Raw genomic sequence first — 24,152 nt, 5'->3', positions numbered from 1 at the left:
CTGCCTACCTCCGCTCGCTGGGCTGCTTGGAGTCATCAGTATTCACAGCAGTTCCGGGCTGCCATGGAAAGACGGACCGCGAGGGACGGAAGAGGTCGATTCTCAGCCAGTCCCTGGCTCCGTTGAAAGGCCCGCCATGGGGATCGTCCTCGTCATGGATGCGCAGCGGGTCCTGGGCAGGATCCCATATGTCCATGACCACTCGTGCCATCAGATAAGCGGTCGCCATCATGTGCAGGCCAACGGCCAGGACGTAGTAGGACATATCTATGTTGTGCTGGACGGAGCCGCCACTGGTCGCTTGGCCCAGGTACATCCAGATGGCGGCCCAGTGCAGACCCTCGGCGGCCTGCCAGATGAGGAAGTCACGCCACTTGGGCCGGGCAAGAGCCAGCAGCGGGATGAGCCAAATAACAAACTGTGGTGAGTACACCTTGTTGGTGAGGATGAACGCGGCCACAATCAGGAAAACCAGCTGGGCGATCCGGGGCCGCCGGGGGGCACATAACGCCAGGGCACCAATGAGGGCACAGGCCAGGATGAACAGGTACAGGGCCAGCGAGTTGATGGTTGCAGCATTCATTTGCGTCCACTGAAGCCGGTCAGCCACAAGGTTGTAGGCAAACCATGGCGAGCTGTAACCCGCGGGACGTTCCTGTGTGAATTCGAAAAAATAGCGCCAGCCAGGGGGATTCATCGCTGCGATGGGCAGGTTCACTGCCAGCCACGAAGCCAGGGCTGACCCGGCGGTGATGAAGAATGTCCGCAGCTTGCCGCTGCGGAGGGCCAGAACCAGCACAGCACCGAGTATCAGCACGGGGTACAGCTTGGTCGCCGTCCCCAGACCGATGCACACGCCGGCAAGGATCAGCTTGTCCCGCGAGAAGAAGTACATCCCCAAGGCAAGCAACCCAACGGCCCACATGTCCCAGTTGATGAATCCGGCCAGGATGATCCCTGGTGCGACTGCCACCATGGCCGCGTCCCAAGGGCGACGCTTGTTGATACGTGCCGTCAAAAGGACCGTGACGATCCAGACCGCCACGATCAGTGTGGCGTTGATGTCGAAGTAACCCAGAATCCGTTCATTGCCCACGCCTTGGCCGGGAACCAACAAAGCGGTGATGCCCGCGATGATCCCCATCAGGACGGGGTATTCGAACAGGCTGCCTTGGGTGAAGAAGGGGAACACGCCATCGCCCAAGCCGCGGTTCTTGAAGAGCTCGGGGAAATCGGAGTAGCAGGTGGCGTAGAACTGGCCGGGAGTCTGCCAACCGTTGACGCGGCAATAGTCCTTGGCGAGCACGGCAAGGACCGCGGCAATCACGGTGAGGATAATGAGGACCCGTTCAACGGTGAAGGGGCCGGAGGAGGCCATTCCCGGTGCCGAGTGCTTCCCCAAAGGGCCGCCGATGAGCTCCGTAAAGTTCCGAAGCAGGGAGTCGCTGCGGCTGGGAACCACAAAGCGGGCACGTTTTTGCTGCCGGTGCGGCTTCGTCTCCTGCATGGATCGAGCTTACAGTCATGCCTTGAAGTACAGCAGCACACGCAGCAGTGCGGCACCCACATCCAGGCCGGTAAGAAGCACTGTTAAAAGGGGGGAGCCCACGCGCAGCCGCGTGGGCTCCCTGAGGGTCAGCATGAATGTGTTGCATCTGAACTCCCTTCGGGGTCGCTCAGGACATCAACGGATGAGTCCCATTTGGTGCAGGACAACGTAGACATCTTCACGACGTTGGTCGAGGAGTTGGCCGTTGAACAGCGTGCGGTCCTTGGGAGCATCGCTGCTCTTGAAGAAGCGCATTTCTTCGGGGCGCTTTAACATGGTTCACCTCCTTTCGGGAGAATATGCTCCGGAATTTAGGCACAACAAATAGAGCCAATTGAATTCATGAGAAATCAAGGCCTGAAAAGGGCACAAAAAGCCGAGGCTAATAAGGGGGATAAAGCGGACCGAATCGGGAAACCCCGAACCGTCGTGCATAATTGCGCGTGCTTCCGGCAGTCGACCCAACAAGAAGCTGGTTCCGAACTTTGGGGGAAACTGCGCACCCGCGGCATGCTGCGTGGAGTCCGCGCCTACAACTGACTACTCAGAAGGCCAACCACGGAGTGTGGCCGACCATGAAAATCCGCCGGCGTCAGGGCCGGTCCGGATGGTTCAGGAGTGGGTCAGAGAGCAAAAGTGGCGTCGATCATCAGCAGAGGCCGGGGTAGCAGTGACGGTCAACTTCCGTCCGCTAGTCAAAGTAATCATTTTCCCAACCTCCTTTTCCCGGCCATTACAGCCTGCTGTGGCATTGTCCCGGCTGACTGAACCGGAGAATGCGCGCCTGGTTCCCGGCGAGTCGCTCTGGGAACAAGATATAAGCTACCCCATCAAGACGGAGTTTGACCAGCGCAATTGGCTAATTTGCCAAAAGTTTTTCTAAATTCTTTCCTTAGAGGCCCCAGCGCACAATTGCCGGCGTGCGCTTATCCCAACCAAGCGTGCAGACCTTGGCTGTCCCAAGAATGAAATGACGGCCTTCGCGGGCGTCCATTTCCAGCCAGCGGGCGGTAAGGATCCGGGAGAAATGACCGTGCGCAACCACAAGGACATTGTCCATTCCGGATTCCAGGACGCGTCCGATGATCTTGTCGGCCCGGGCAGCAACTTCGTCCAGTGTTTCGCCGTTGGGCACGCCGTCGGTCCAGATGAGGTAGTCCGGGTTGTCCTTGCGAATGAGGTCGGAGCTGATGCCCTCGTAGTCGCCGTAGTTCCACTCAACAGCCAGCGGCTCATGGACTGCCTCCGGGTAGCCTGCAAGTTCCGCCGTGCGGCGGGCGCGGCGCAGCGGCGAGGTCAGGACGAGGTCGAAGTCGATGCCTTCCAGGACCTTGCGCGCCTCGACGGCCTGCTGCTCTCCCTCAACAGTGAGGGGGAGATCCGTCAGGCCGGTGTACTGGCCGCTCTTGGACCACTCCGTCTCGCCATGGCGAAGGATCCAGAGTTGCGGACGCGGGGAAGTCGCAGCGTTCATGATGGCTCCTCAGTTTCGGTCAAAGGCTCGACGACGGCGGACTCGGGTTGCGCTTGCCACCAGGCCAAGAGCTTCTGCTCGGCTTCCTCCGGGGACAGTGGTCCGTGTTCCATGCGTTCCTCAAGAAGGAACTTATAGGCCTTGCCCACTACGGGGCCGGGCTTGAGTCCCAGGAGTGCCATGATCTGCGCTCCATCGAGGTCCGGCCGGACGGCCGCCAGCGATTCCTGTTCCAAGAGCGCCGAGATGCGTCGTTCAAGGTCATCGTAGGCGAACGACAGGCGGTCGGCCTTGCGCTGGTTACGCGTGGTGACGTCGGATCGGGTGAGGCGGTGCAGGCGTTCGAGCAGGGGACCGGCGTCGGTCACGTAGCGGCGGACCGCCGAATCGCTCCAGCCGGCATCGCCGTAGCCGTAGAAGCGCATATGCAGTTCGACGAGGCGCGATACGGCTTTGATCGACTCATTGTCGAAACGCAGCGCCTTCATCCGTTTGGCCGTCAGCTTGGAGCCCACAACATCGTGGTGGCGGAAGCTGACCGCACCGCCCGGTTCGAAACGGCGCGTAGCCGGCTTGCCGACGTCGTGCATCAAGGCCGCGAACCGCAGCACAAAGTCGGGGCCTGGCACCGGACCGTCAGGACCTGTTTCCAGCGCGGCGGCCTGCTCCAGAACCTGCAGCGAGTGCTGATACACGTCCTTGTGGCGGTGGTGCTCGTCGGCTTCCAGGCGCAAGGCTGAAACCTCCGGGAGCACGAACTCAGCGAGCCCCGTGTCCACCAGGAGGTCTATGCCTACGCGGGGGTGGGCTCCGTTGATGAGCTTGACCAGTTCTTCCCGGACGCGCTCCGCGGAAATGATCTTGATGCGGTCCGCCATTTGGGACATGGCGAGCCGGACGTCGTCATGAACCGACACGCCGAGCTGGGAAGCGAAACGCGCCGCGCGCATCATGCGCAGGGGGTCGTCCGAGAAGGAGGCCTCCGGGGCGCCCGGCGTGGCGAGCTCGGAGGCGTGAAGGTCGCGGACGCCGCCGAAGGGGTCCACGAGCTCCAGGCTGGGCAGCCGCAGCGCCATGGCGTTGATGGTGAAGTCGCGGCGGAGGAGGTCTTCGGTCAGCGAGTTGCCGAACGCCACTACCGGCTTGCGTGAATCGGGGTCGTAGGCCTCCGCGCGGTAGGTGGTGATCTCGATCTGGAAACCACTCTTTTTCATGCCGATCGTGCCGAACGCGCGGCCGATTTCCCAGAAGTTGTCCGCCCACTTCTTGATGACGGCAATGGTCTGGTCCGGCGTGGCGTCGGTAGTGAAGTCGAGGTCCGGGGATGTCCTCCCCAAGAAGAGGTCGCGCACGGGCCCACCGACCAGGGACAGCTCATAGCCGGCATCGACAAAGCGCTGCCCGAGGTCGAGCACCACCGGATCGATGGTGAAGTTAACAGAAGAGCTGTCCAATACGTGCGCCATAGTTCCTTAAGCTTGGCAGATTTTTGCGCAGCAGTGGGCCACTGTTCCATGCGAAATCAGGCATGTGTCCGCGGAGCGTCTCCCGCAGTCCATCTTGTGGCCATGTCCCGGTCATCACTCCGGGGCAAGAGTCGTTAGAGTGGACCACATGGCCAACCCGATCCCGAGCGCTCCTGGCAGGAGGACAAACGCACCGTTGCCGTCGGCAATCGGTGCGCACGTCGCGCCTGCCCAGCAGCATCCGGTCCAGGCCTCGCTTCCCACGGTGGAGGAAGTGTCGGCGGGCGGCGTTGTAGTAGACACGTCCGACGGCGAACTCCGGGTTGCGATCATCGCGCGCCTTAATAGGGGTGGCCGGCTTGAGTGGTGCCTGCCGAAGGGCCACCCAGAGGGTCGGGAGAACAATGAGGAAGCTGCTGTTCGCGAGATCGCCGAGGAAACCGGCATCGAAGGCAGCATTCTGGCACCCTTGGGCAGCATCGATTACTGGTTCACGGTGAGCGGCCATCGCGTCCATAAAACCGTGCACCATTTCCTGCTCCAGGCGACGGGCGGCGAGCTGACCATCGAGAACGATCCCGATCAGGAAGCCGTGGACGCCGCGTGGGTTCCCATCCAAGAACTGGCCCGCAAACTGTCCTTCCCGAACGAACGCCGCATCGCCGACCTGGCACGGGAAGTGCTGCCAGAACACCTCTGACCCGGGTACGTGGGACGATAAAGGCGATGTCTGAAGCCAAAACCACCCAGTCCGTTCAATCCGGAGAAGCACGTTCCAGCGCCATCATGGCCGCAGGAACGCTCGTTTCCCGGTTCCTTGGCTTCGCAAAAACGTGGATGCTCGGCGCCGCCCTTGGCCTGGGTTCCACGGTCAATGACACCTTCATCAACGCCAACAACCTGCCCAACCTGATCTTCCTGCTGGTGGCCGGTGGCGTGTTCAACGCTGTGCTTGTCCCGCAGATCATCAAGGCAAGCAAGGCCCCGGACCGCGGTGCGGACTACATCAGCCGCCTGCTGACCCTGGCCGTGCTGGTCCTGCTGGCGTTGACAGCCCTGGTGACGCTCGCGGCGCCTCTGGTCATTGACCTCACCACCCAGGGTTACTCCGAGCAACAAAAGGCCTTGGCCGTCACGTTCGCGTTCTGGTGCCTCCCGCAGATCTTCTTCTACGGCCTCTACGCCATGCTCACCCAGGTGCTGAACGCCCACGGCGCCTTCGGCCCGGCTATGTGGGCGCCTATCCTGAACAACCTTGTGGCCATCGCCGGCCTGGGCATGTTCATCTGGATCCTGGGCGCCAACATCACCAACCCACACACCGTGGACAACTGGGGGCCAACCCAGACATTCCTGATTGCCGGGTTCTCGACCTTCGGCGTGATCGCCCAGACGGCCATCCTGCTCGTCCCCGTCTTCCGGCTTCGCCTTGGCCTTCGTCCCCGCTTCGGGTGGCGCGGGGTTGGACTTGGCCAGGCTGCCAAGCTGAGCGTCTGGACCTTGGCGACTGCCGCCGTCGGACAGTTGGCGTTCCTTTACGTCATGAGGATCGCCACCATTCCCGGTGCTGAGCGCCTCCGCCTGAGCAATGCAGGGAATACTGTTGCCGCGGCTGTGTTGCCCGGCAACGCCGTCCTCGAGGTCGCAAGCCAGCTGTACCTTCTGCCGCACTCGATCATCGCGTTGTCCCTGGCGACTGTCCTCTTTAACCGCATGACACGCGCGTCCCAGGATGGCAACAAGGGCGAGCTGCGCGATGCCCTGTCCCATGGCCTTCGCACCATGGCCGTTGCCACGGTTTTCGGTGCCTTGGCATTGTTCGCCCTGGCGGGTCCGCTGGGCATGTTCTTCTCGGGTGGCGAAAAGCAGGATGGCGTCATGCTGGCCCAGACGCTCACCATCCTTGCCCTCAGTACACCGTTCCTGAGCGCCAACTTCATGATGTCCCGCGTGTTCTATGCCAACGAGGACGCCCGCACGCCCTTGTACGTCCAGTTGTGGCTGGCGGTCATCTACGTGGTGGGCGCGTTCTTCATCCAGTTCCTGCCCGTTGGGCAGATCATTTACGCGATCGCGATCCTCTACACCCTGGGCAACATTCTTTCCGTGGTGATCAGCGTGGTGTTCCTTCGCCGCATGCTGGGCCACCTGGACGGCCCTCGTATCGCCAATTCGTACATCCGCATGGGCTACGCCGGCTTGGGCTCCGCGTTGGCCGGTGCGGCTGCGCTGTGGCTCCTCGGCAGCTACCGTGCCGACGGTTTCGCCTGGAGCAGCCGCCCGGCCGCTCTGGTGACCGTGGTCGTCGTCGGGCCCGTCATGTTGGTCGCCTACCTGGTCCTGCTGCGCGTCTTCCACGTCACCGAACTTCGCGACCTCCTGCGCCCGCTGATGGGGCGCTTGGGACGCGCTCCCGCACCGGTGACGGGCGCCGTTGCAGAACCCACGACGGCGGCCCGCGCCACGGTTTCAGACGATACAGGTTTGATTCCCCGTATCTCGGGCGAGTTCGACGCGGCGTCCTACCGGGCCGGCCCTGCTGTGGAACGCGTTGCTCCGTTGTCCAGTACGGAGGCTCCGGATGCGCCGAAAACCTATCTGCCGGAAGAGGACGCGCCCAGCACGGCCCGGGGCGGCAGGTTCAGGCCTCAGGTCCCGTTGCCGGGTCGGCGTACCTATCAAGGCGACGCCGGACGCAATCCCTACTTCCCAACGCGCGGAAACCACCGGAAGTGAGCCGGTGCCGTCAACGTGGGCGCAGGGCATCAATCGGCTAGGCTAGAAAACGAATACAGGTAGTTGCAAAAGCGGTTGAACCGGCTCGCCGGGCCGGCCGCGTGCAGGACCCGCAGCTCCCGGACAGCCTAGGAGGAACACGTGTCCCACCCGATCGACGTCGGATCAGTACTTGGCGGCCGCTACAAGGTCACGGCCAATGTGTTGACCTCGCATGACCAAGATCAGGTGCTCGACGGCGTGGACCAGGTCCTCAACCGTCCCGTGAGCATCCTTGTCGCCGGTCCCGGAAACGCGGAACAGGTAGCTCAGAGCGCCCGTGAAGTGGCCACAGGGGAGCGGCCGGGCCACGTTCAGATCCTGGACCTCGGCGTCAGCGACAACACCACCTACCTCATCACCAACCACAGCACCGCGCCTGACTTGCTGGATCTGGTGGTTGCCACCAACCCGCCCTACATCGAGCCCTTCTTCACTGAGACGCTCGGCAGCGAGATCTTCGGCCAGGCACGCACCTACGAGCCCGAAACGTACGACGGCCTGTACGAGGACGATGAGCACGACGCCGAGTACATCCAGTACGACGAAAACGGCTACCCGATCCCATCCGATGACGACACCCAGCAGGACGCCACCGGATCCCAGGCCGGCAATGTGCCTCCCATGCCTTCTTCCAGCCCGTCGTCGTCCAAGAGCGGCATCGCCGGAAAGCTGGCTGCTGCTGCGGGTGCCGGAGCAGCCGGACTCGCCGCGCTGAAGAACTCGGCTTCCAAGAATCACGACGCCGGTGCAGCTGCCGGCCCTGGTGCCGCTGCCCCCGGAGCCGCTGCCTCCGGTGCCGCTGCCTCCGGTGCCGGCGCGGCTACAGCCGGTGTCCAGGCCCAGCCGCCCACCCAGGCCGTGACGTCCCAGCCGGCTCCGTCGGCTCCACCCGCACCGGCCCAGCCCCCGACCCAGGCCGTCAATGCGCAGCCGACAGCGGCACGTGAACCGGCTGAGCCCAAGGTTTCGCTGTGGTCCGAAGAGGACTACGGCTTTGCCGGGGGAGGTGCCGCGGCTGCTGCTGGAGGCACTGCAGCCGCTGCGCGAGGTACCTCAGACGCCGGTTACGACCGTGCCCCCACCAGTTTCCCGGCGTCGGCCGCTGTCCAGGACGATTACGACGACGAGGAAGTTTACGAGGACGACGCTCCGGAGAAGGAGCCCCGTTCGCTGCGCTGGCTCGTCGGCGGCTTGCTGGCTGCCGTGCTGATCGTGGGACTCGTCCTCGCAGTCACCAACCTGGGCAGCCTCTTTCCCAGCGGTACGCCCGCAGCCACGCAGAACACGACTGCGCCTCAGACCAACAGCACCCAATCAGAGGAACCCACGCCTTCGGAGACTGCGCCTCCTGCCGTGCCGCCTGCCATCGCTGGAATTACGCGTCTTGGTGATTTCCCCTTCGCTGCAGAGTACGACAAGGACCTCACCAGGGCTTTTGACGGCAACGCGGCAAGCTACTGGTCAGACATGGAGTTTGCTACAGCCGACTGGGGTGGACTCGTCACCAACATGCCGCTGGTCATTGAGCTCAAGGAAAAAACTGAGGTCAAGTCCATTGTGTTGAACCAATTGGGTGGATCCGGCGGCAGCATAAATGTTTACACCAACGACCGTCCGGCCATGGACGGCGCCAAGCTGGTAGGCACCAACAGCTTCACTTCTCCGGAGCTGACCATGCCCCTGGCTGCGCCGACGCAGACGCAGTACGTCATCGTGGATATCAAAACGCTCCCCAAGCTGGCCGCACCGAAGACCCGTTTCGGCTTCGGCCTGCGCCTGGCTGAGGTAACTGTTCAGTAGTTCGATTCTCATTCTTTCGCCCAGTGGGGGCTCCCGGTCACGGGAGTCCCCACTTCGATTTGCCGTGTCTCCAGACGGTACCCTGAATGATGGTGGCTTTTAGGGTCCCCAACTCCAACGGAATATTTGGGGCGTAACCGGGGTTGAGTCAGGTGGCTGCCCCGAAAGCCGCAGCATCGACTAAGGAAGAGGTTCACGCCACGTGAGCATTGCAGAAAACAGCGCATCGCAGGTGCGTGACGTCATCATCGTAGGTTCAGGCCCAGCCGGCTACACCGCCGCTGTTTATACCGCCCGTGCCAACATGAAGCCTCTGCTCATTGCCGGTTCGGTCACCGCTGGTGGCGAACTGATGAACACCACGGACGTAGAGAACTACCCGGGCTTCCCCGAGGGCATCATGGGTCCGGACCTCATGGAGAACTTCGAAAAGCAGGCCGCGCGATTCGGCACCGAAATCCAGTTCGAGGACGTCACCGAACTCGATCTCGACGGCGACATCAAGACCGTGACCATCGGAACGGGGGAGACCTTCCAAGCGAAGGCCATCATCCTGTCCACTGGCTCTGCCTACCGCGAGCTCGGCTTGGCGAACGAAAAGCGCCTCTCCGGCCACGGTGTTAGCTGGTGTGCAACCTGCGACGGTTTCTTCTTCAAGGACCAGGACATCGCCGTCATTGGCGGTGGCGACTCCGCAATGGAGGAAGCACTGTTCCTCACCAAGTTCGCAAAGTCTGTCACTGTTGTCCACCGCCGCGATACGCTCAAGGCTTCCAAGATCATGGGCGACCGCGCGCAGGCACACGAGAAAATCAATTTCGTCTGGAACACGGCCGTCGAGGACGTTCTTGGCGGAGACAAAGTCACTGGCCTGAAGCTGAAGAACCTGGTGGATGGCACCGAGTCCGAACTCGCGGTCACTGGCGTCTTTGTCGCTATCGGCAACGATCCCCGCACGGACCTCATCAAGGGCAAGATTGACCTGACGCCCGAGGGAACCATCGCCGTCGAGGGCCGTAGCTCCCGTACCAACATTAAGGGTGTCTTCGCTGCAGGCGACGTCATCGATCCCACCTACCGCCAGGCCATCACGGCTTCGGGCTCCGGTTGTGTGGCCGCACTCGATGTTGAGCACTACCTTGCAGACCTGAACTCCTAAGCTGCATCCAAGCAACCATACGAAGGGAAAAGTTATGAGCAACGCAAAAGACGTAACTGACGCAAGCTTCAGCACGGATGTCCTGGCTTCCGAGAAGCCGGTCATCGTAGACTTCTGGGCAGAGTGGTGCGGCCCCTGCCGCAAGCTTGGCCCGATCCTCGACGAAATCTCCGTTGAGTACAGCGAGAAGGTTGACGTTGTAAAACTCAATGTCGACGACAACCCCGCAATCGCGGCCGAGTACGGCATCACGTCCATCCCGGCCGTGTACCTGTTCAGCGGCGGAGAAGTTAAGAGCACTGTCATTGGCGCCAAGCCGAAGCAGTTCTTCGAGAAGGAATTTGCGGACGTTCTGTCCTAGGTTCACTTCCGTATCCTGATTCGTCGAAAGCCGGCGGTTGCCGCTCCTGAGGGGGTGGGAACCGCCGGCTTTTGTCGTTTTTCAAGGAAATGAACCAAATTCGGTCTCTTTCCCGTGGCTGGTTGCCGTAGTGGGCTTCGTTCGCGACCGCTTCGTGCATTTCACTTCTCCCTACCTGGGGTAGGCCGAAATTCGCGCCGACCGGCCAAACCCACTCTCACCTACCTCCAGTGCGACCGAGGACCGGGTGCTGATTCCAGGGAGCCCTCATGTCGACGCCCCCAACCGTCTCTGACATACCGACCCCCGAACAGAGATGCCATGAGCTGAGTCCGGCCTCCCTCTCAAAAGCCAGGAATCCTTCAGGTTGATTCGCTGGGGAGCTGGCCGCTCGCTAGGATAATCGTCACCCATGGGAAATGGATGGCGGAGGCTGCACCGGCGGGTAAGGTCTTCTCTACGTTTGCGCCGGTTCCAACGGACCACCTTCAGTTCCCTGAACGTCAGAAGCATTGAGAGTAAGGGGTACTCAGAAGCGCTCGGTTCTAGCCATAGCAGTCCGAGCAATGCAAGCGTAGACGGCTGAGTTATGGTTCCGTGTGTTCTCCCAGCACCGGTAGCCCGCGCCGAGCAAAGAACTGCGGTCGAAGGAATTGCATCCTTGTCTCGTCTGGAAAGGGTTGCAATGAATCCGAACTCGAACTGAAGTTCGGATACGCCCCATTCAGTGGATCTTGCCTAGACAAGACCAAGTGGGGGAAACTGTCCGCTTTTTCGTTGCCAGGAAATGTTCCTGGTTCCGCAACTGTAGACAAGTGCTAGGTCCCACATTTGGTCAAATCCCACGTGCTCAGGTGAAGCCGGCGCCGCATGGAGGCCTTCCTGTAGGGGAGAAATGCGTCGAATGTGTGGCTGTTTCACGTGAAACACTCGGCCTGACTTCGAACCCAGGGCTTGGGAGGTCGGTGTACCCCAGTTGGGGAGTGCCTGCACTCATCACCGGCGCAGGGGTGCAAAGGGGAAGAGTCAGTCTACGGCCCGCCAGAGTACTTCGTAACGCCATGGAAGTAGTCACAGCAGTCGACCACTCAGCCCCTCGTGGATGCCTGGTGTTTGAACGGTCCCATTGCAGGTATCGGTGGAATCCGACCGGCTGAAGGCGCTCTCAGAGCCTCCTGAGAGCCCTGGCATGCATCCACACCAAAGAAGGTCAGGAACTCAGCGTTGGTGCGCTCTGATTGGAATTCAAGCAACCGAGTCCCTACCGCTGGATGGCAGGTAGCTGAGCAAACGAACCCAATAATAGTTTTGGGAATTATCCACCGACAGACTCCAGGTGCGCCAGCAACGACTATGGGTCCATCGCGGGCTTGGATAGATCAGAGCGACAATCAAATCGTCGTGATTGACGCCTCTCAACAGGTATAGAAGCCACGACACCGAAAGGATCACTTGTTGGGCATGAGCGCTCCAGCAAAGAAGCGTGACGTATCGCCTTCGCTCTGCTGCCTCCGGGCTGCCCACGAACAGAAACAGTCCAAATCCTGTGTCACCGCACCACTTGAGTGACCGCCTTCCGCATCCTGATGATTAGTCGTCCCGCCAACTCTGCAGCTCGCAACCACGCTCAGATCAGAGTCTTCGGTGCGGTCTTGCGGTGTTTCACGTGAAACACACCCGAACATTCCGCAGCTGTGGCCCCCCGCACGGTCTCCCAAGGGCCACGGATGCCACAACCGTGCCTGGGTAAGGCCCTGGGTAAGAAGGTCGTCCTCTCCTCAACGGAACACCTACCAGCGCATACGGTTCTGGTGCTGCAGGGTCCGGCGGTTCCCAATATTATGCCCCCCCGCAGTGCCTCGTCCTGCCAAGTGCTGCTGACCTACTCAAGGCCTATCGCTTGAGCCGCGTTCCAGTCCACCAACCGATGACGGGAGCACGCCACCTGCAAAGGTCCAAGTGCCCCAGACGTGACGATTGAGCCCCCTAACGCGTCTCGCGCAGGAATGGGGCGCAGCACACAGAAGGGCCGGCAGGAACCCAGCGAGCTCACCTATAGAGCCGTCGCCACTGCCCGGAGGAAGCCTGCTAGAGGATTCACCCGACCGGCAGAATGAAAGCTCCAGAAACGCACCAGGCGTGCTCGAAAGTGCACTCACACACTGGCCCCTCCATCACCGGAGACTCACACAGTGGTCAATCGATCCTGCGATGTTTCACGTGAAACTGTGGCCACCCGAGCACGCCTTGTTTCACGTGAAACGTCGCAGCACTCGTATCCAGCACATGGCGTAGCGCTGTGCCATAGACGGGTGCAGCAAACTGGATTAGACACTGACGGCTACGGACGACGTGGCCACGCTCCTCCATGGATGCTTCGGCGTCCACACTCGTAGCCGGCAGTTCACGACTGGACCAAGTCTGGCCATTCAAAACGCCAACCAAGACCCGGGGGAGGTGAGCAATGACCACCCTGCGGCGGAACTGCGGAGCGCACCGCAGATTGTGCTGGAGGTCGAACGCTGACGTTGCCAGCACTTGCGACCAACTGACCTCCAGGACTCAGCGCTCGACCCTATCCTGATGCTTCAGGATAGGGTACGGGGACGCCGCCACGGGAAACCACCGAGTAGCTGACCGCAGCAGACATCTGCTCTAGACATCGGATGAATGTGCATCCTCGAAGAAGCTGGCTATTCTTACCGATCTGCGAAGTGGCGTTCAGATGGCAACTAGAACCGCTGTTGGTCCGCAAAGAAGTGGCGGCTATTCCAACACGGCAACATGAACGCGAGCAACCCCCTACAATGAACCACTATTCGGGAGGCTGGGTCAGACCGTCGGAGCGAGCTAAATCGCGGACGTGACGACGAATGCACGTGTCAACGCAGACACTTGTCCACTGATGCACCTAACCCGACATTGAAGTTGTGCACACTCTTATCCACAGGCTTATCCACGGCCCATGACATTATTCACAGAGCCCTACGTCGTCCGTGGTGGGTCAATGAAGACCCTACCGAATTCACCGCTTTCAAGCTGCCGCATTGCACGGCTCTGCGAGCTCGTCGGACTCAAGTGAAAGTACGCCAAAATCAAAGGAATATGGCGTTAAACACAGTCAAAAAAGCCCGCCGCGTCAGCCACCCGGGACCGCCGTATACGCAGTGCTCCTAGCGACGGATAGCAACCAGGCGAGAACCCTGGGGCAAACCGCATTGCGCTCCGAAGGTGGGAGTGAAACCGAAACTTGCACACAAAGTTATCCCCAATGTTATCCACAGAGATATCCACTGCGATATGCACAGTCGCGAGGCACCCGTGACAGTGCTTCTGCAGCGTGAGTCGGGTCGTCTGTTTCACGTGAAACATGTAACAACTATGAGGATCAAGAGAGATGACAAGGCGACCCCTAGCAAGGGCAAACCTTCCTTTCTTAGGCGCAGGGAGAGTGTTGCTCTGTCGTGACGGGCGGTCAACAGGTGAGACCCTGTAGCGGCACAAACGACATCAGACCATTCCGAGGCCGTTCCCAAGTGCGCCTGCGCCGAACCCACAGTTGCGCGCGTCTTTGGAAGGTGTTCTTTGAAGGCGCTGCACTGAAACGTTGAGACGGCCCATGCTGCACTGCAGCTGTCACCTCGAGGGGGAGGCCCCGTATGCTCCAGAGTTCCACGTATCAGTTCGGCGTGATGCTTCAGCAGCCCGGATCGACGCCTGCGCCCATAGCCAACTGCAGGGAGACAAGACAGCGGGGATGCCCAAAGCCCCCACGCCTGATGCGTCTCCACGCGTGCACAACTCAAGCCCACCGCAGCCAAGCACACACACCTGTCCACGACGCCAGGAGCACTCGGAAATTCCGGCCACCATAGCTCTCCGGCGAGGAGCGGCCTGCGCCCTCTATCGAATGTTCGGTGGCTGCTCCCCAGGACGGTGAGCGCGGGGGACTTCGGCACGTGGCCCAGTCTCCGAACCGACTACGTTTGCCCTGGTGCCTCTGCCTGCAGACCTCCACGTGCGTGGCTCAGTTCAGCACCGAGGTTAGCCGAAGTTGGACTCTCCACCGCCTAGGCCGGATAGGAACGACACCGTCTCCAACACAACAAGATGCCGGGGGCCTGGCCACGCGTTAGTCAATGATCCAACCTGTCACTTTCCCAGATGCGCATGGGCCATTCTCAGCCCATCCGGCACGCCAACGTCGAAGTACGCAGCCTACGTCTTCCAAGGTCCTCTGCCAGTCGACGGAGAGGCACTGATCGTACTATGTCCATCACATTCCGAATACGGCACGGATCGCAGTGAGTTGCGGAGGGCATTGTCACAGCACAATCCGGAGCGGGCCTGATATGGCAATGGAAATTATGCCTTCCAGCCACTGGGGTCCTGGAGGGCATCCAGCCAGGGGACTGCTCTTCGCGACCCAATCACGACTCAAGTGACCCCGACTGCACTCCTCACAACTGGACCTCATTCCAAACAGACAGGGGAGCGGTCCAGTATGGTCGTGAGGCACAATGCCGCCCACCACAGCCCGCACCCCTACATCACTCAGCTGCCCCCCCTACATCCCAATGCCCGAGAATCTCGGAACTGCACAATAGGGCCGCTGAGGTTTCATCATTGGATTTGCCGAGACACCTGTTTCACGTGAAACATCCAAGGAGCCGGGGAATTGGTGAATGACATGCAACGAGACTCTAATGCGGAGTTCCAGGTTGGTTCATATCGGCAACCGCGCGTTAGGCGGCTTGGGGACTGAAGCAGGGATCCAAACCCTATTCATCCACTGACTAAGATCGAACCCTAACCAACATGACTCCCATCATCTCTTGAGTGATTCGTAACCCCTTTACCGATATGCGAGTGGCACCGTTTCACGTGAAACGTCGGCACGTGATCATAGAAGGCACACAGGCAGAGAGCTCGTACCAGCCGGCTAGGCAGCCACAGCTCAAGAAAACAACCTACGGAGTCCTTTGCCCGACACCATCATTCAAGTTTTGCCGGTACTACCTGGTGCAATGGGTCAGAAACCGAGTACCTTGACGCCATCCAACCGAGGCATGGAGCCTACTTCATTGTTCACGGCAGGCAGCTATCGAGCCGAACGATTGCGGAAAGCGGGTCTCCCGCCTCTCATAGTTGGGCGGACGGGCTGCCACCCGCCCAACTGTTCGCCCACGGTTCTGAGTCTCAGGCATTCTGCCTAATGGTACGAGAGCCGCGCAGGCCCCAGAACAGACCGCAATCTTAGAGATACTCGCACGCCGGAGACTGTCCACAGCAGTTTCACGTGAAACATCCCAAAGAATGATCCTTCTGCTCGTTCAAGACCAACGAGACCGATCAAGCGATGGAGCTGCCCACCCTCATGAGTCGCTACGGCCACCACCAAATGTGTTCCGCAGCAGCGAATACTCATTCCGGACGCAAAGGAGTGTGCACTCCTTCCAATGCGCCCCCCCACCATCCACCTGCCTCACAGTCAGCGTGAAACCGCCACAATCGAGCCTACTCCTCGGCGTATGCGCATTCTTAGCCGCGTAGGCACGAGCCTATCAACCAAGCGACACAGTCGCCTGACCACTCAGGGGTGCAGCATTTCGACGATGGACTCGGCAATAGCCATTCAGCGACCAATTCGAAGCGCAAACTGACCAAATCCATCGGAGACCTGGAGCCGTAATTCCTGCGCTGCAAACCTACTAGGCGCAGTCTCACCACGCGGATTTCCCTCAGAATGGCGGCCTGGCTGCAATCGCCAGTTTCACGTGAAACATTGCGCCGGGACCATCCACTCACAAAACCAATGCACACACTTCCGGCAGGAACAGTCTTGAGCCACGCGGGCAGATTAGCCACCCGCTCTAAATGGGCCATTCCTACTGAGTTATGGCACAAAAATGGGACTCACTCGAAGAGTAAGCCCCATTCAGTTGAATCAATATGAACTAGTCTTCGGCACCAGGTCCAAGTACATCCATGATGCGGTTGAGATCCTCGACGCTGGCGAACTCAATGCTCACGCGTCCTTTACGTGCGCCAAGGGTAATCTTCACGTTAGTATCCAAACGATCCGAAAGGGATGACGCCAAGTAGTCCAAGCGCTCATGGCGCGCGTTGGCCTTTGGGATGCTGCTCTTGGCAGGAGTAGTGGGATCCTGATACAGAGCCACTGCCTCCTCCGTAGCTCTCACAGACATACCCTCAGCCACAATCTTCTGTGCCAAGCGTTCCATCGCAGCTGCATCAGGAAGTGCGAGGAGAGCACGTGCATGGCCGGCAGACAACACACTGGCGGCCACCCGACGCTGCACCAACGGCGGAAGCTTCAGGAGGCGGAGAGTGTTGGACACCTGGGGGCGTGATCGACCGATACGGTCCGCAAGCTGCTCGTGAGTGGTCCCGAAGTCTTCAAGGAGCTGCTGATAGGCCGCGGCCTCTTCCAAAGGGTTCAGCTGGCTGCGGTGCAGGTTCTCCAGCAGAGCGTCGCGCAGCAGGTCGTCGTCGGTGGTGTCGCGGACAATTGCAGGAATGGTTTCCAGTCCCGCGGCCTGTACTGCACGCCAGCGGCGCTCACCCATAACCAATTCATACGGTTCTCCACCCTTTTCGGTTGAAGTACGTACAACAATTGGCTGGAGGACTCCAATTTCCCGGACAGAGTGCACCAGCTCGGCCATGTCGTCTTCATCGAAGACCGAACGGGGCTGTTTGCGGTTCGGGTGAATGTCGCCCACGGGAATCTCGGCAAATCGAGCACCGGGAACCTCCACCAACTCCACGTCCGCAGCAGAGCGAGTGGACGACGTCGTTGCAGCCTCAGCGGATTCCGAGTCATCCACCGTCAGATCAGCGGACGCGGCAGCTCGCTTAGTAGCAGGCTTCGCTGGCGATGACTTCGCGGTGGACTTGACCGGGGCCTTGGCAGCCGCAGTTTTGGTCTTTGGCGCTGCAGCCTTGCCAGCGGCCGGCTTGGACTCCGCCTCAGGCGTTGATTCGTGAATCGGAGCTTCTACGGCCTGCTCTTCTGTCTTCCTTGCTTCCGGAAAGAACAGGTCCACTGGGCGGGATGGTGCGGCGCCGTTTCCCTGGGCCGCGGCCGAGCTAGGAATGAGAGCCCCAAGACCCCTGCCGAGGCCCCTTCGCTTTTCGCTCATTGATTCATCCCTCCGATGAAATAGCCGAGCACGGAACTGCTCAGGCTGTTGCAGTGTTTCAAGAATTCTAGCGTTCAGCGATTTCGGCAGCGGCTTCCATGTAGGACAGCGCGCCGCTCGACGAAGGATCGTAGGTCATGACCGTTTGCTGGTAGCTCGGCGCTTCAGAGATGCGCACGGAGCGCGGAACCACAGCTCCCAAAACTTGCTCGGGGAAGTGCTGACGGACCTCGGACGCCACCTGCGCAGCCAAGTTTGTCCGACCGTCGTACATCGTCAGCAGAATCGTGGAGACCACCAGGTCAGCGTTGAGGTGCTTCTGGATCATCTCGATGTTCTTGAGAAGCTGGCTCAGGCCTTCAAGTGCGTAGTACTCGCACTGAATGGGAATGAGCACTTCACTCGCGGCACAGAACGCATTGACTGTCAGCAGTCCCAGACTCGGTGGGCAGTCAATGAAAATGAAGTCCAGGCGGCCTTCGCCGTTCTTCTCCCGCTCCTTGGCATAAACGTCAATGGCGCGTCGAAGCCTCTGCTCGCGGGCCACCAGGGAAACCAGCTCAATCTCTGCGCCGGCGAGGTGAATAGTCGCGGGTGCACAAATCAGGTTCGGAATGTCTGGGCACGGAGCCACAACGTCCTTCAACGGAAGGTCATTGATCAGGACGTCATAGATGCTGTCGACGTCGGCATGGTGCTCAATGCCCAAAGCCGTCGATGCATTGCCTTGGGGATCGATGTCGATCACCAGCACGTTGAGGCCAGCAGAGGCCAGGGCAGCGGCGATGTTCACCGTAGTAGTCGTCTTACCGACCCCACCCTTCTGATTGGAAACCGTGAAGATGCGGGTCTTGTCCGGCTTGGGCAGTTCCCTGCCAATCAACCGTTCGCGCCGACGGGTCTCGTTGGCCAATTGGCGGGCGATGGGACTCGAATCGTCAATGGAATCCATCACGTTATGCACTCCATCAGATACGGTTTCACGTGAAACAGCAGCATTATCAACCGAATCAGTGCGCACTATCGCCGACTGAAGAGACGCAGAGGGTGTGGCCATGGCCCGCGCGGACCCCAAAGACATAAACGGGGGGATTCGCTGCGTGGAGGTTTCACTACTGCCCACTGGTCACACTCTCACTCTCATTCGGCGCTTGCTGCCGTTCTCTAGCCTAACTGCTCAGCCGCCGACACGCGGGAAACCGAGCGGGTCTCAGACTGTCTTTCCGGGCTTATTGACGATAATCCTCACCACGGTGGTGGGTTCCTCCAAAAGCTCCTGTCCACAAACCACAACGGACGTTTCCACGCCGCCAAGTTTGCGGATGACCTTCTTTGCCTTCTCAATCTCCTCGGCGGCACTGCGACCCTTGATGGCCACCACTTCACCACGGCCGTTCAACAGCGGAATCGTGAGGCCTGCCAGGTTGGACAGAGCAGAAACTGCCCGGGCGGTAACAACATCTGCGTCAACCATTCCGACAGCGAGCTCAGCACGCGTCCTCATGATGGTGACGTTGTCCAGGCCGAGGTCATCAACGACTTCCTGGAGCCAGATGACTCGACGTTCCAGCGGCTCAATCAACGTCAGCTCAAGGTCCGGACGGGCAATCGCCAGGCAGAGACCCGGCAAGCCTGCGCCGGAACCAACGTCGGCCACATGGCTGTCCATGGCAATGGCGGATTCAATGACTGCACAGTTAAGAACGTGCCGGCTCCACAATCGCGGAATCTCGCGAGGGCCAATCAGTCCGCGCTCAGTTCCTGACGTCGCCAGGTGTTCCACATAGCGCTTGGCGAGATCCAAGCGCTCCCCAAAGATCTTCTCTGCCGCTTCCAATTCAGCTGCGGTGATGTCAACCATGAGCTGCTAGTCAGCCGAGACGACGATGTGGCGGCCAGCGCCTTCGCCTTCGGACTCGGAAACAAATCCGAGGTCGGCGACAGCATCGTGCACGATCTTGCGTTCGTAAGCGCTCATCGGCTCAAGGGCGACGGTTCCGCCGTCGGACTTGACCTTGGCAACGGCGTCTTCGGCGATCTGCTGAAGGACGCCGGCGCGCTCCTTGCGGTACCCGTTGATGTCCAGCACCAGGCGCGAACGGTTTTCGGTGGCAGAAAGAACAGACAGGCGGGCCAGCTCCTGCAGTGCTTCCAGGACCTCACCGTCGCGTCCTACGAGGCTGTCCAAGGCTGCGGACTCTTCATCGGCGCCGATGGAGATGTACGTGCGTCCATTGCGAACCTCGATGTCGATGTCGCCATCGATATCGGCAATATCAAGAAGTTCTTCGAGGTAGTCGGCAGCAATGTCGCCTTCCTCTTCCAAACGGCTGGCCGTCTTGGACTGCGTCTCTTCCGTGGAGACTTCCTGGTCTTCAGTCACAGCGGCGATAACTTCTTCAGTGCTCTCGGCAGACATTACTTCTTCTTCCTGTTCTTACGTTGTGGCTGGACGCGCTGGGCACGGATTTCGGCTGCTGCAGCGGCAGCAGCTTCGGCTTCAGCAGCAGCGTCCGCGGTCTTCTTGCCACCCAGCAGCGGCGGCAGGCCCTTCGCAGCGCGTCGCTCCTCCAGTGCCTTGGCGGCAGGTGAGCCCGGGGTGGGCATACGACGGATGACGAAGAACTGCTGGCCCATGGTCCAGAGGTTGGTGGTGGTCCAGTAGATAAGGACACCGATCGGGAAGTTGATGCCGCCGATACCGAACACGAGCGGCAGGATGTAGAGCATCATCTTCTGCTGGCGCATGAACGGGCTGGCCATGGCCTCTTCGGACATGTTCTTGGCCATGATCTGCTTCTGGGTGATGAACTGCGAGGCCGTCATGGCGACGATCATCACGATAGAGAGAACTACCACCGAGACGTTTCCAGCCCCGCCGTGCAACAGCGCAGAAGAAAGTGGTGCGCCGAAGATGCTGGATTCGTCGAACTCAACTACCTGCTGGGCACTCATGGCACCGATGCCATTGCCCGCGTTCTTGGCGTTGGAGATACCCGACAGCACCTGGAACAGCGCGAAGAAGAACGGCATCTGAATCAGCATCGGCAAACAGGCCGAGAACGGGTTGGTGCCGTGCTTCTTGTACAGCGCCATCTGCTCCTGCGCCATGGCCTGGCGGGAGAGCTGATCGGTCTTGCCCTTGTACTTGGTCTGAAGCTTCTTCAGGTCCGGCTGCAGCAGCTGCATGCCGCGCTGCGCTTTGATCTGCTTGACGAAGACTGGAATCAGGGCGGCACGGATCACCAACACGAGGCCGATGATGGACAGAGTCCACGTCCAGCCGTTCGCGGCGGGCAGGCCAATGAAGCTCAGTCCCTCGTGGAAGCCAACCATGATGATTGACACCAGCCACTTGAACGGAAACATGATCGTTTCAAAGAAGTCCATACGATATCCCTATTCGTTAGGCCGCCGAGCGGCCTTCTTCATCAGCCTGAGCAGCCAGGAACTGGTCCGGATTGTTCAGTACAACAATTGTGGGCGTCCGGCCTTCGGGCCAGTGACGGTGACCGGCGGGGACGTGGTCCACTCCACCGGCGTTCCAAGGGTGGCATTTGGCGAGCCTTTTGGCTGCGAGCCAGCTACCCTTTACGGCGCCATGCACCGTTACTGCTTCCAGGGCGTACGCCGAGCAGGAGGGAAAGAAACGGCAAACCTGGCCGTACAGGGGCGAGATGACCTTGCGGTACGTCTTCAGCAAGAGAATGAGAATGTTGCGCGGCAACTCCCAGAGGAAGGTGCCCACCGCAGCGGACAGATTCCTGGAGGGAACCTGTCCGGAGGGCGCGCTTGAAGAAGGAACGACGGCGGTGCTTAGGTCATGCACGCGGTGTCCCTTCCGTTGTGGTGCCGTTGTGTTCAGTCGAAGCGTTGCGTGGAACTGAGCCACCCAATCGCTTCGTCGTCACTGCCAGTGCGGCGTTGTAGTCAGAGAGCAGTTGCTCCCAGCTGGCAGATGCAGCTGCAGGCAATGCCCGGACCACGACCGCCAGACCCGTTCCATGCGTGTGCAAGGACAGTCCGCCTATTTCTCTCAGTCTCCTCTTAACGAGGTTCCTGGTCACGGCGTTCCCGACGGCTTTGGAGACAATGAAGCCGATTCGACTCGGCTCCCCGGCCCCGATAGAGGCCGTATATAACACTAAGTTCCGGCGTCCATTGCGGACGCCGGAACGTACAGTTGTTGAAAAGTCGGTAGACGTCCGCAGACGGTTAGGGGTGGCTAGCACCGTAAAACCCGCAAAAAGACCCTGACCGACAAGTCAGTTATTTACGCCGACAGTTCGACGCGGCCCTTGCCGCGACGGGCAGCCAGGATGGCGCGGCCGGCACGGGTGCGCATACGAAGGCGGAAGCCATGCTTCTTGGCCCGACGGCGGTTATTCGGCTGAAAAGTCCGCTTGCTCACGTTAGTTACTCCAGTGGATCAAAGGTGCGCCCACCCGATCAAAAAAGGGGAAGAACTGGCCGACGCTAAGTTTTGTATGTGCCTGCCGCCGTTGCCTTCCATACGGTGAACGTACGGAGTTACAACTGATCTCAAAAGCGGACACAAAGGACTTCACAACGTTAGGGCAAAAAGGCACCCACAGTCAAACCGGGAGCCTGCCGCGGAGCTATCCACAGCTGTGCCCAACCATCGTTCCCAGCCTGTGGATGAAGTGGCTCACAGCCCTGATTCCAGAACCACAACGGTGTAATTATCCACAGGCAACTTCCCAGCTATCTTCTAGCGATTCCATCCCCTAGAGTGGCTCAGTAGCCCAATGTCCACCCGCTGTGTATAACTCTGTGGATTATCGCCCAGAACAGCGCCGCCGGAGAGACTTCGGCTGCCAGCAACGCCGGCAAGCAAGTATTTAGGAACTGATTGATGACAGTAGACGAAGCCAACCACGCCAACACTGTCGGAAGTTCCTGGCGCAGGGTGCTGAGCCTCATGGAACAGGACGACCGGGTTTCACCCCGTCAGCGCGGTTTCGTCATCCTCGCCCAGGCACAGGGCCTTATCGGTTCCACCTTGCTGGTGGCCGTTCCCAATGAACTCACCCGCGAAGTCCTGCAGACGCAGGTCAAGGATGCCCTGGACGATGCCCTCCGCAGCGTCTTCTCGGATGACATCCGCTGCGCCATCGACGTAGACACCGATCTGGTGCCCGTCCATGCAGAGCCGGAACCCGTCGTCGAGCTGTCCGCAGTGTCCGACTTCGCCGAGCCGAAGCCGCAGCCTACTCCGCCCAGCACCTCGCATGAGTTTGGTCGCCTGAATCCGAAGTACATCTTCGATACCTTCGTCATCGGTTCCTCGAACCGCTTTGCGCACGCGGCCGCCGTCGCCGTCGCCGAAGCGCCTGCCAAGGCGTACAACCCGCTGTTCATCTACGGTGACTCGGGGCTCGGCAAGACCCACCTGCTGCACGCAATCGGACACTACGCCCGCCGGCTCTACAGCGGCATCCGGGTCCGGTACGTGAACTCCGAAGAGTTCACCAACGACTTCATCAACTCCATCCGTGATGATGAGGGCACCAGCTTCAAGACCACGTACCGCAACGTGGATGTGCTTTTGATTGATGACATCCAGTTCCTGGCGGGCAAGGACCGGACCCAGGAAGAGTTCTTCCACACGTTCAATGCCCTGCACAACGCCAATAAGCAGGTTGTCATCACCTCCGACCAGCCGCCCAAGATGCTCGCCGGCTTCGAGGACCGCATGACGTCCCGCTTCGAGTGGGGCCTGCTGACGGACATCCAGCCGCCCGAACTCGAAACCCGCATCGCCATCCTCCGCAAGAAGGGCCTGAGCGAAGGCCTTTCGGCGCCGGACGATGCCCTGGAATACATCGCGTCAAAGATCTCCAGCAACATCCGCGAACTCGAAGGCGCCCTCATCCGCGTCACCGCATTCGCAAGCCTCAACCGCCAGCCGGTGGACGTTGCCCTGGCTGAAATGGTTCTCAAGGACCTCATCACCGACGACGGTGCCCAGGAAATCACGGCGAAGCAGATCCTTGACCAGACGGCTGACTACTTCAAGCTCAGCATGGAAGAGCTCTGCAGCAAGTCCCGAACCCGCACGTTGGTGACAGCGCGACAGATCGCTATGTACCTGTGCCGCGAACTGACGGATATGTCCTTGCCGAAGATCGGGCAGGAGCTCGGCGGGCGCGATCACACCACCGTCATCCACGCTGACCGCAAGATCCGCGAGCTGATGGCAGAGCGTCGTGTGATTTACAACCAGGTCACCGAGCTGACCAACCGGATCAAACAGCAGCAGCGGGACTCCTGAATTCCACATCGCTCCCGGCACTACATACCTTATTAACAGGCGCATGTGGATAAGCCTGTGGATACTTAAGGGGACAAGCGCGGTTAATGGGCTTAAAACCCTTA

18 protein-coding genes are annotated in these 24,152 nt (G+C 60.1%); 6 read left to right on the top strand and 12 right to left on the bottom strand.

Annotation, left to right across the window (positions count from 1 at the left end):
- Positions 1-4 precede the first annotated feature (4 nt).
- The 4 genes from LN996_RS03550 to LN996_RS03535 form a co-directional block, all read right to left on the bottom strand.
- On the bottom strand, positions 5-1,507 hold the full coding sequence (locus LN996_RS03550) for a glycosyltransferase family 87 protein (protein WP_231338799.1): 1,503 nt from the start codon (positions 1,505-1,507) through the stop codon (positions 5-7).
- 177 nt (positions 1,508-1,684) lie between these two features.
- Positions 1,685-1,825 (bottom strand): hypothetical protein, encoded by a 141-nt coding sequence (locus tag LN996_RS03545; protein ID WP_231338798.1) that lies wholly within the window; start codon positions 1,823-1,825, stop codon positions 1,685-1,687.
- Positions 1,826-2,441: 616 nt separating this feature from the next.
- On the bottom strand, positions 2,442-3,023 hold the full coding sequence (locus LN996_RS03540; protein WP_089597061.1) for a histidine phosphatase family protein: 582 nt from the start codon (positions 3,021-3,023) through the stop codon (positions 2,442-2,444).
- Complete coding sequence (locus LN996_RS03535; RefSeq protein ID WP_231338797.1) at positions 3,020-4,489, bottom strand: CCA tRNA nucleotidyltransferase; 1,470 nt, start codon at positions 4,487-4,489, stop codon at positions 3,020-3,022. The genes LN996_RS03540 and LN996_RS03535 overlap by 4 nt, the downstream gene beginning before the upstream one ends.
- 196 nt (positions 4,490-4,685) lie before the next feature.
- Here LN996_RS03535 and LN996_RS03530 point away from each other — a divergent pair, with 196 nt between their 5' ends.
- From LN996_RS03530 to trxA, 5 genes are all read left to right on the top strand, one after another.
- A complete protein-coding gene (locus LN996_RS03530) occupies positions 4,686-5,189 on the top strand; it encodes an NUDIX hydrolase (RefSeq protein WP_026541026.1) in 504 nt (167 codons plus the stop codon).
- A gap of 26 nt (positions 5,190-5,215) precedes the next feature.
- Complete coding sequence (gene murJ, locus LN996_RS03525; RefSeq protein ID WP_231338796.1) at positions 5,216-7,225, top strand: murein biosynthesis integral membrane protein MurJ; 2,010 nt, start codon at positions 5,216-5,218, stop codon at positions 7,223-7,225.
- Between the two features lie 141 nt (positions 7,226-7,366).
- Positions 7,367-9,067, top strand: a complete 1,701-nt coding sequence (locus tag LN996_RS03520) for an ABC transporter substrate-binding protein (RefSeq protein WP_231338795.1) — start codon at positions 7,367-7,369, stop codon at positions 9,065-9,067.
- 202 nt (positions 9,068-9,269) lie between these two features.
- Positions 9,270-10,226 (top strand): thioredoxin-disulfide reductase, encoded by a 957-nt coding sequence (gene trxB, locus LN996_RS03515; RefSeq protein WP_159700378.1) that lies wholly within the window; start codon positions 9,270-9,272, stop codon positions 10,224-10,226.
- Between the two features lie 34 nt (positions 10,227-10,260).
- The gene (trxA, locus tag LN996_RS03510) at positions 10,261-10,587 is read left to right on the top strand and encodes a thioredoxin (protein WP_014923339.1); all 327 of its coding nucleotides are present in this window, start codon (positions 10,261-10,263) and stop codon (positions 10,585-10,587) included.
- A 5,957-nt stretch (positions 10,588-16,544) separates the two neighbouring features.
- On the opposite strand, the gene LN996_RS03505 is transcribed toward trxA, so the two are convergent.
- The 8 genes from LN996_RS03505 to rpmH all read right to left on the bottom strand — a co-directional run bounded on the left by LN996_RS03505 (position 16,545) and on the right by rpmH (position 22,164).
- Positions 16,545-17,753 carry a ParB/RepB/Spo0J family partition protein gene (locus LN996_RS03505; RefSeq protein WP_231338794.1) on the bottom strand — a complete coding sequence of 403 codons (1,209 nt, stop codon included), beginning with the start codon at positions 17,751-17,753 and terminating at the stop codon, positions 16,545-16,547.
- A 67-nt stretch (positions 17,754-17,820) separates the two neighbouring features.
- Positions 17,821-18,876, bottom strand: a complete 1,056-nt coding sequence (locus LN996_RS03500) for a ParA family protein (RefSeq protein ID WP_231338793.1) — start codon at positions 18,874-18,876, stop codon at positions 17,821-17,823.
- Between the two features lie 87 nt (positions 18,877-18,963).
- Positions 18,964-19,614 carry a 16S rRNA (guanine(527)-N(7))-methyltransferase RsmG gene (gene rsmG / locus LN996_RS03495; protein WP_231338792.1) on the bottom strand — a complete coding sequence of 217 codons (651 nt, stop codon included), beginning with the start codon at positions 19,612-19,614 and terminating at the stop codon, positions 18,964-18,966.
- Between the two features lie 6 nt (positions 19,615-19,620).
- Positions 19,621-20,172, bottom strand: coding sequence for a R3H domain-containing nucleic acid-binding protein (locus tag LN996_RS03490; RefSeq protein WP_231338791.1), 552 nt, complete (start codon positions 20,170-20,172; stop codon positions 19,621-19,623).
- The gene (gene yidC / locus LN996_RS03485; protein WP_231338790.1) at positions 20,172-21,143 is read right to left on the bottom strand and encodes a membrane protein insertase YidC; all 972 of its coding nucleotides are present in this window, start codon (positions 21,141-21,143) and stop codon (positions 20,172-20,174) included. Before yidC ends, LN996_RS03490 begins: the two co-directional genes overlap by 1 nt.
- Before the next feature lie 16 nt (positions 21,144-21,159).
- Positions 21,160-21,645, bottom strand: a complete 486-nt coding sequence (gene yidD / locus LN996_RS03480; RefSeq protein ID WP_374110761.1) for a membrane protein insertion efficiency factor YidD — start codon at positions 21,643-21,645, stop codon at positions 21,160-21,162.
- Positions 21,575-21,985 (bottom strand): ribonuclease P protein component, encoded by a 411-nt coding sequence (rnpA, locus tag LN996_RS03475; protein WP_231338789.1) that lies wholly within the window; start codon positions 21,983-21,985, stop codon positions 21,575-21,577. The genes yidD and rnpA overlap by 71 nt, the downstream gene beginning before the upstream one ends.
- Positions 21,986-22,026: 41 nt before the next feature.
- Positions 22,027-22,164, bottom strand: coding sequence for a 50S ribosomal protein L34 (gene rpmH, locus LN996_RS03470; RefSeq protein WP_011776797.1), 138 nt, complete (start codon positions 22,162-22,164; stop codon positions 22,027-22,029).
- A gap of 465 nt (positions 22,165-22,629) precedes the next feature.
- On the opposite strand from rpmH, the gene dnaA reads away from it, so the two are divergent.
- The gene (gene dnaA / locus LN996_RS03465; RefSeq protein ID WP_026541014.1) at positions 22,630-24,048 is read left to right on the top strand and encodes a chromosomal replication initiator protein DnaA; all 1,419 of its coding nucleotides are present in this window, start codon (positions 22,630-22,632) and stop codon (positions 24,046-24,048) included.
- Positions 24,049-24,152: the final 104 nt, after the last annotated feature.

Origin of the sequence: Arthrobacter sp. AK01 (assembly GCF_021109375.1) — a bacterium.
Taxonomy (GTDB): Bacteria; Actinomycetota; Actinomycetes; order Actinomycetales; family Micrococcaceae; genus Arthrobacter.
Note: the sequence above shows the minus strand (reverse complement) of the source record. Positions and strands in the feature narration are given on the sequence as shown.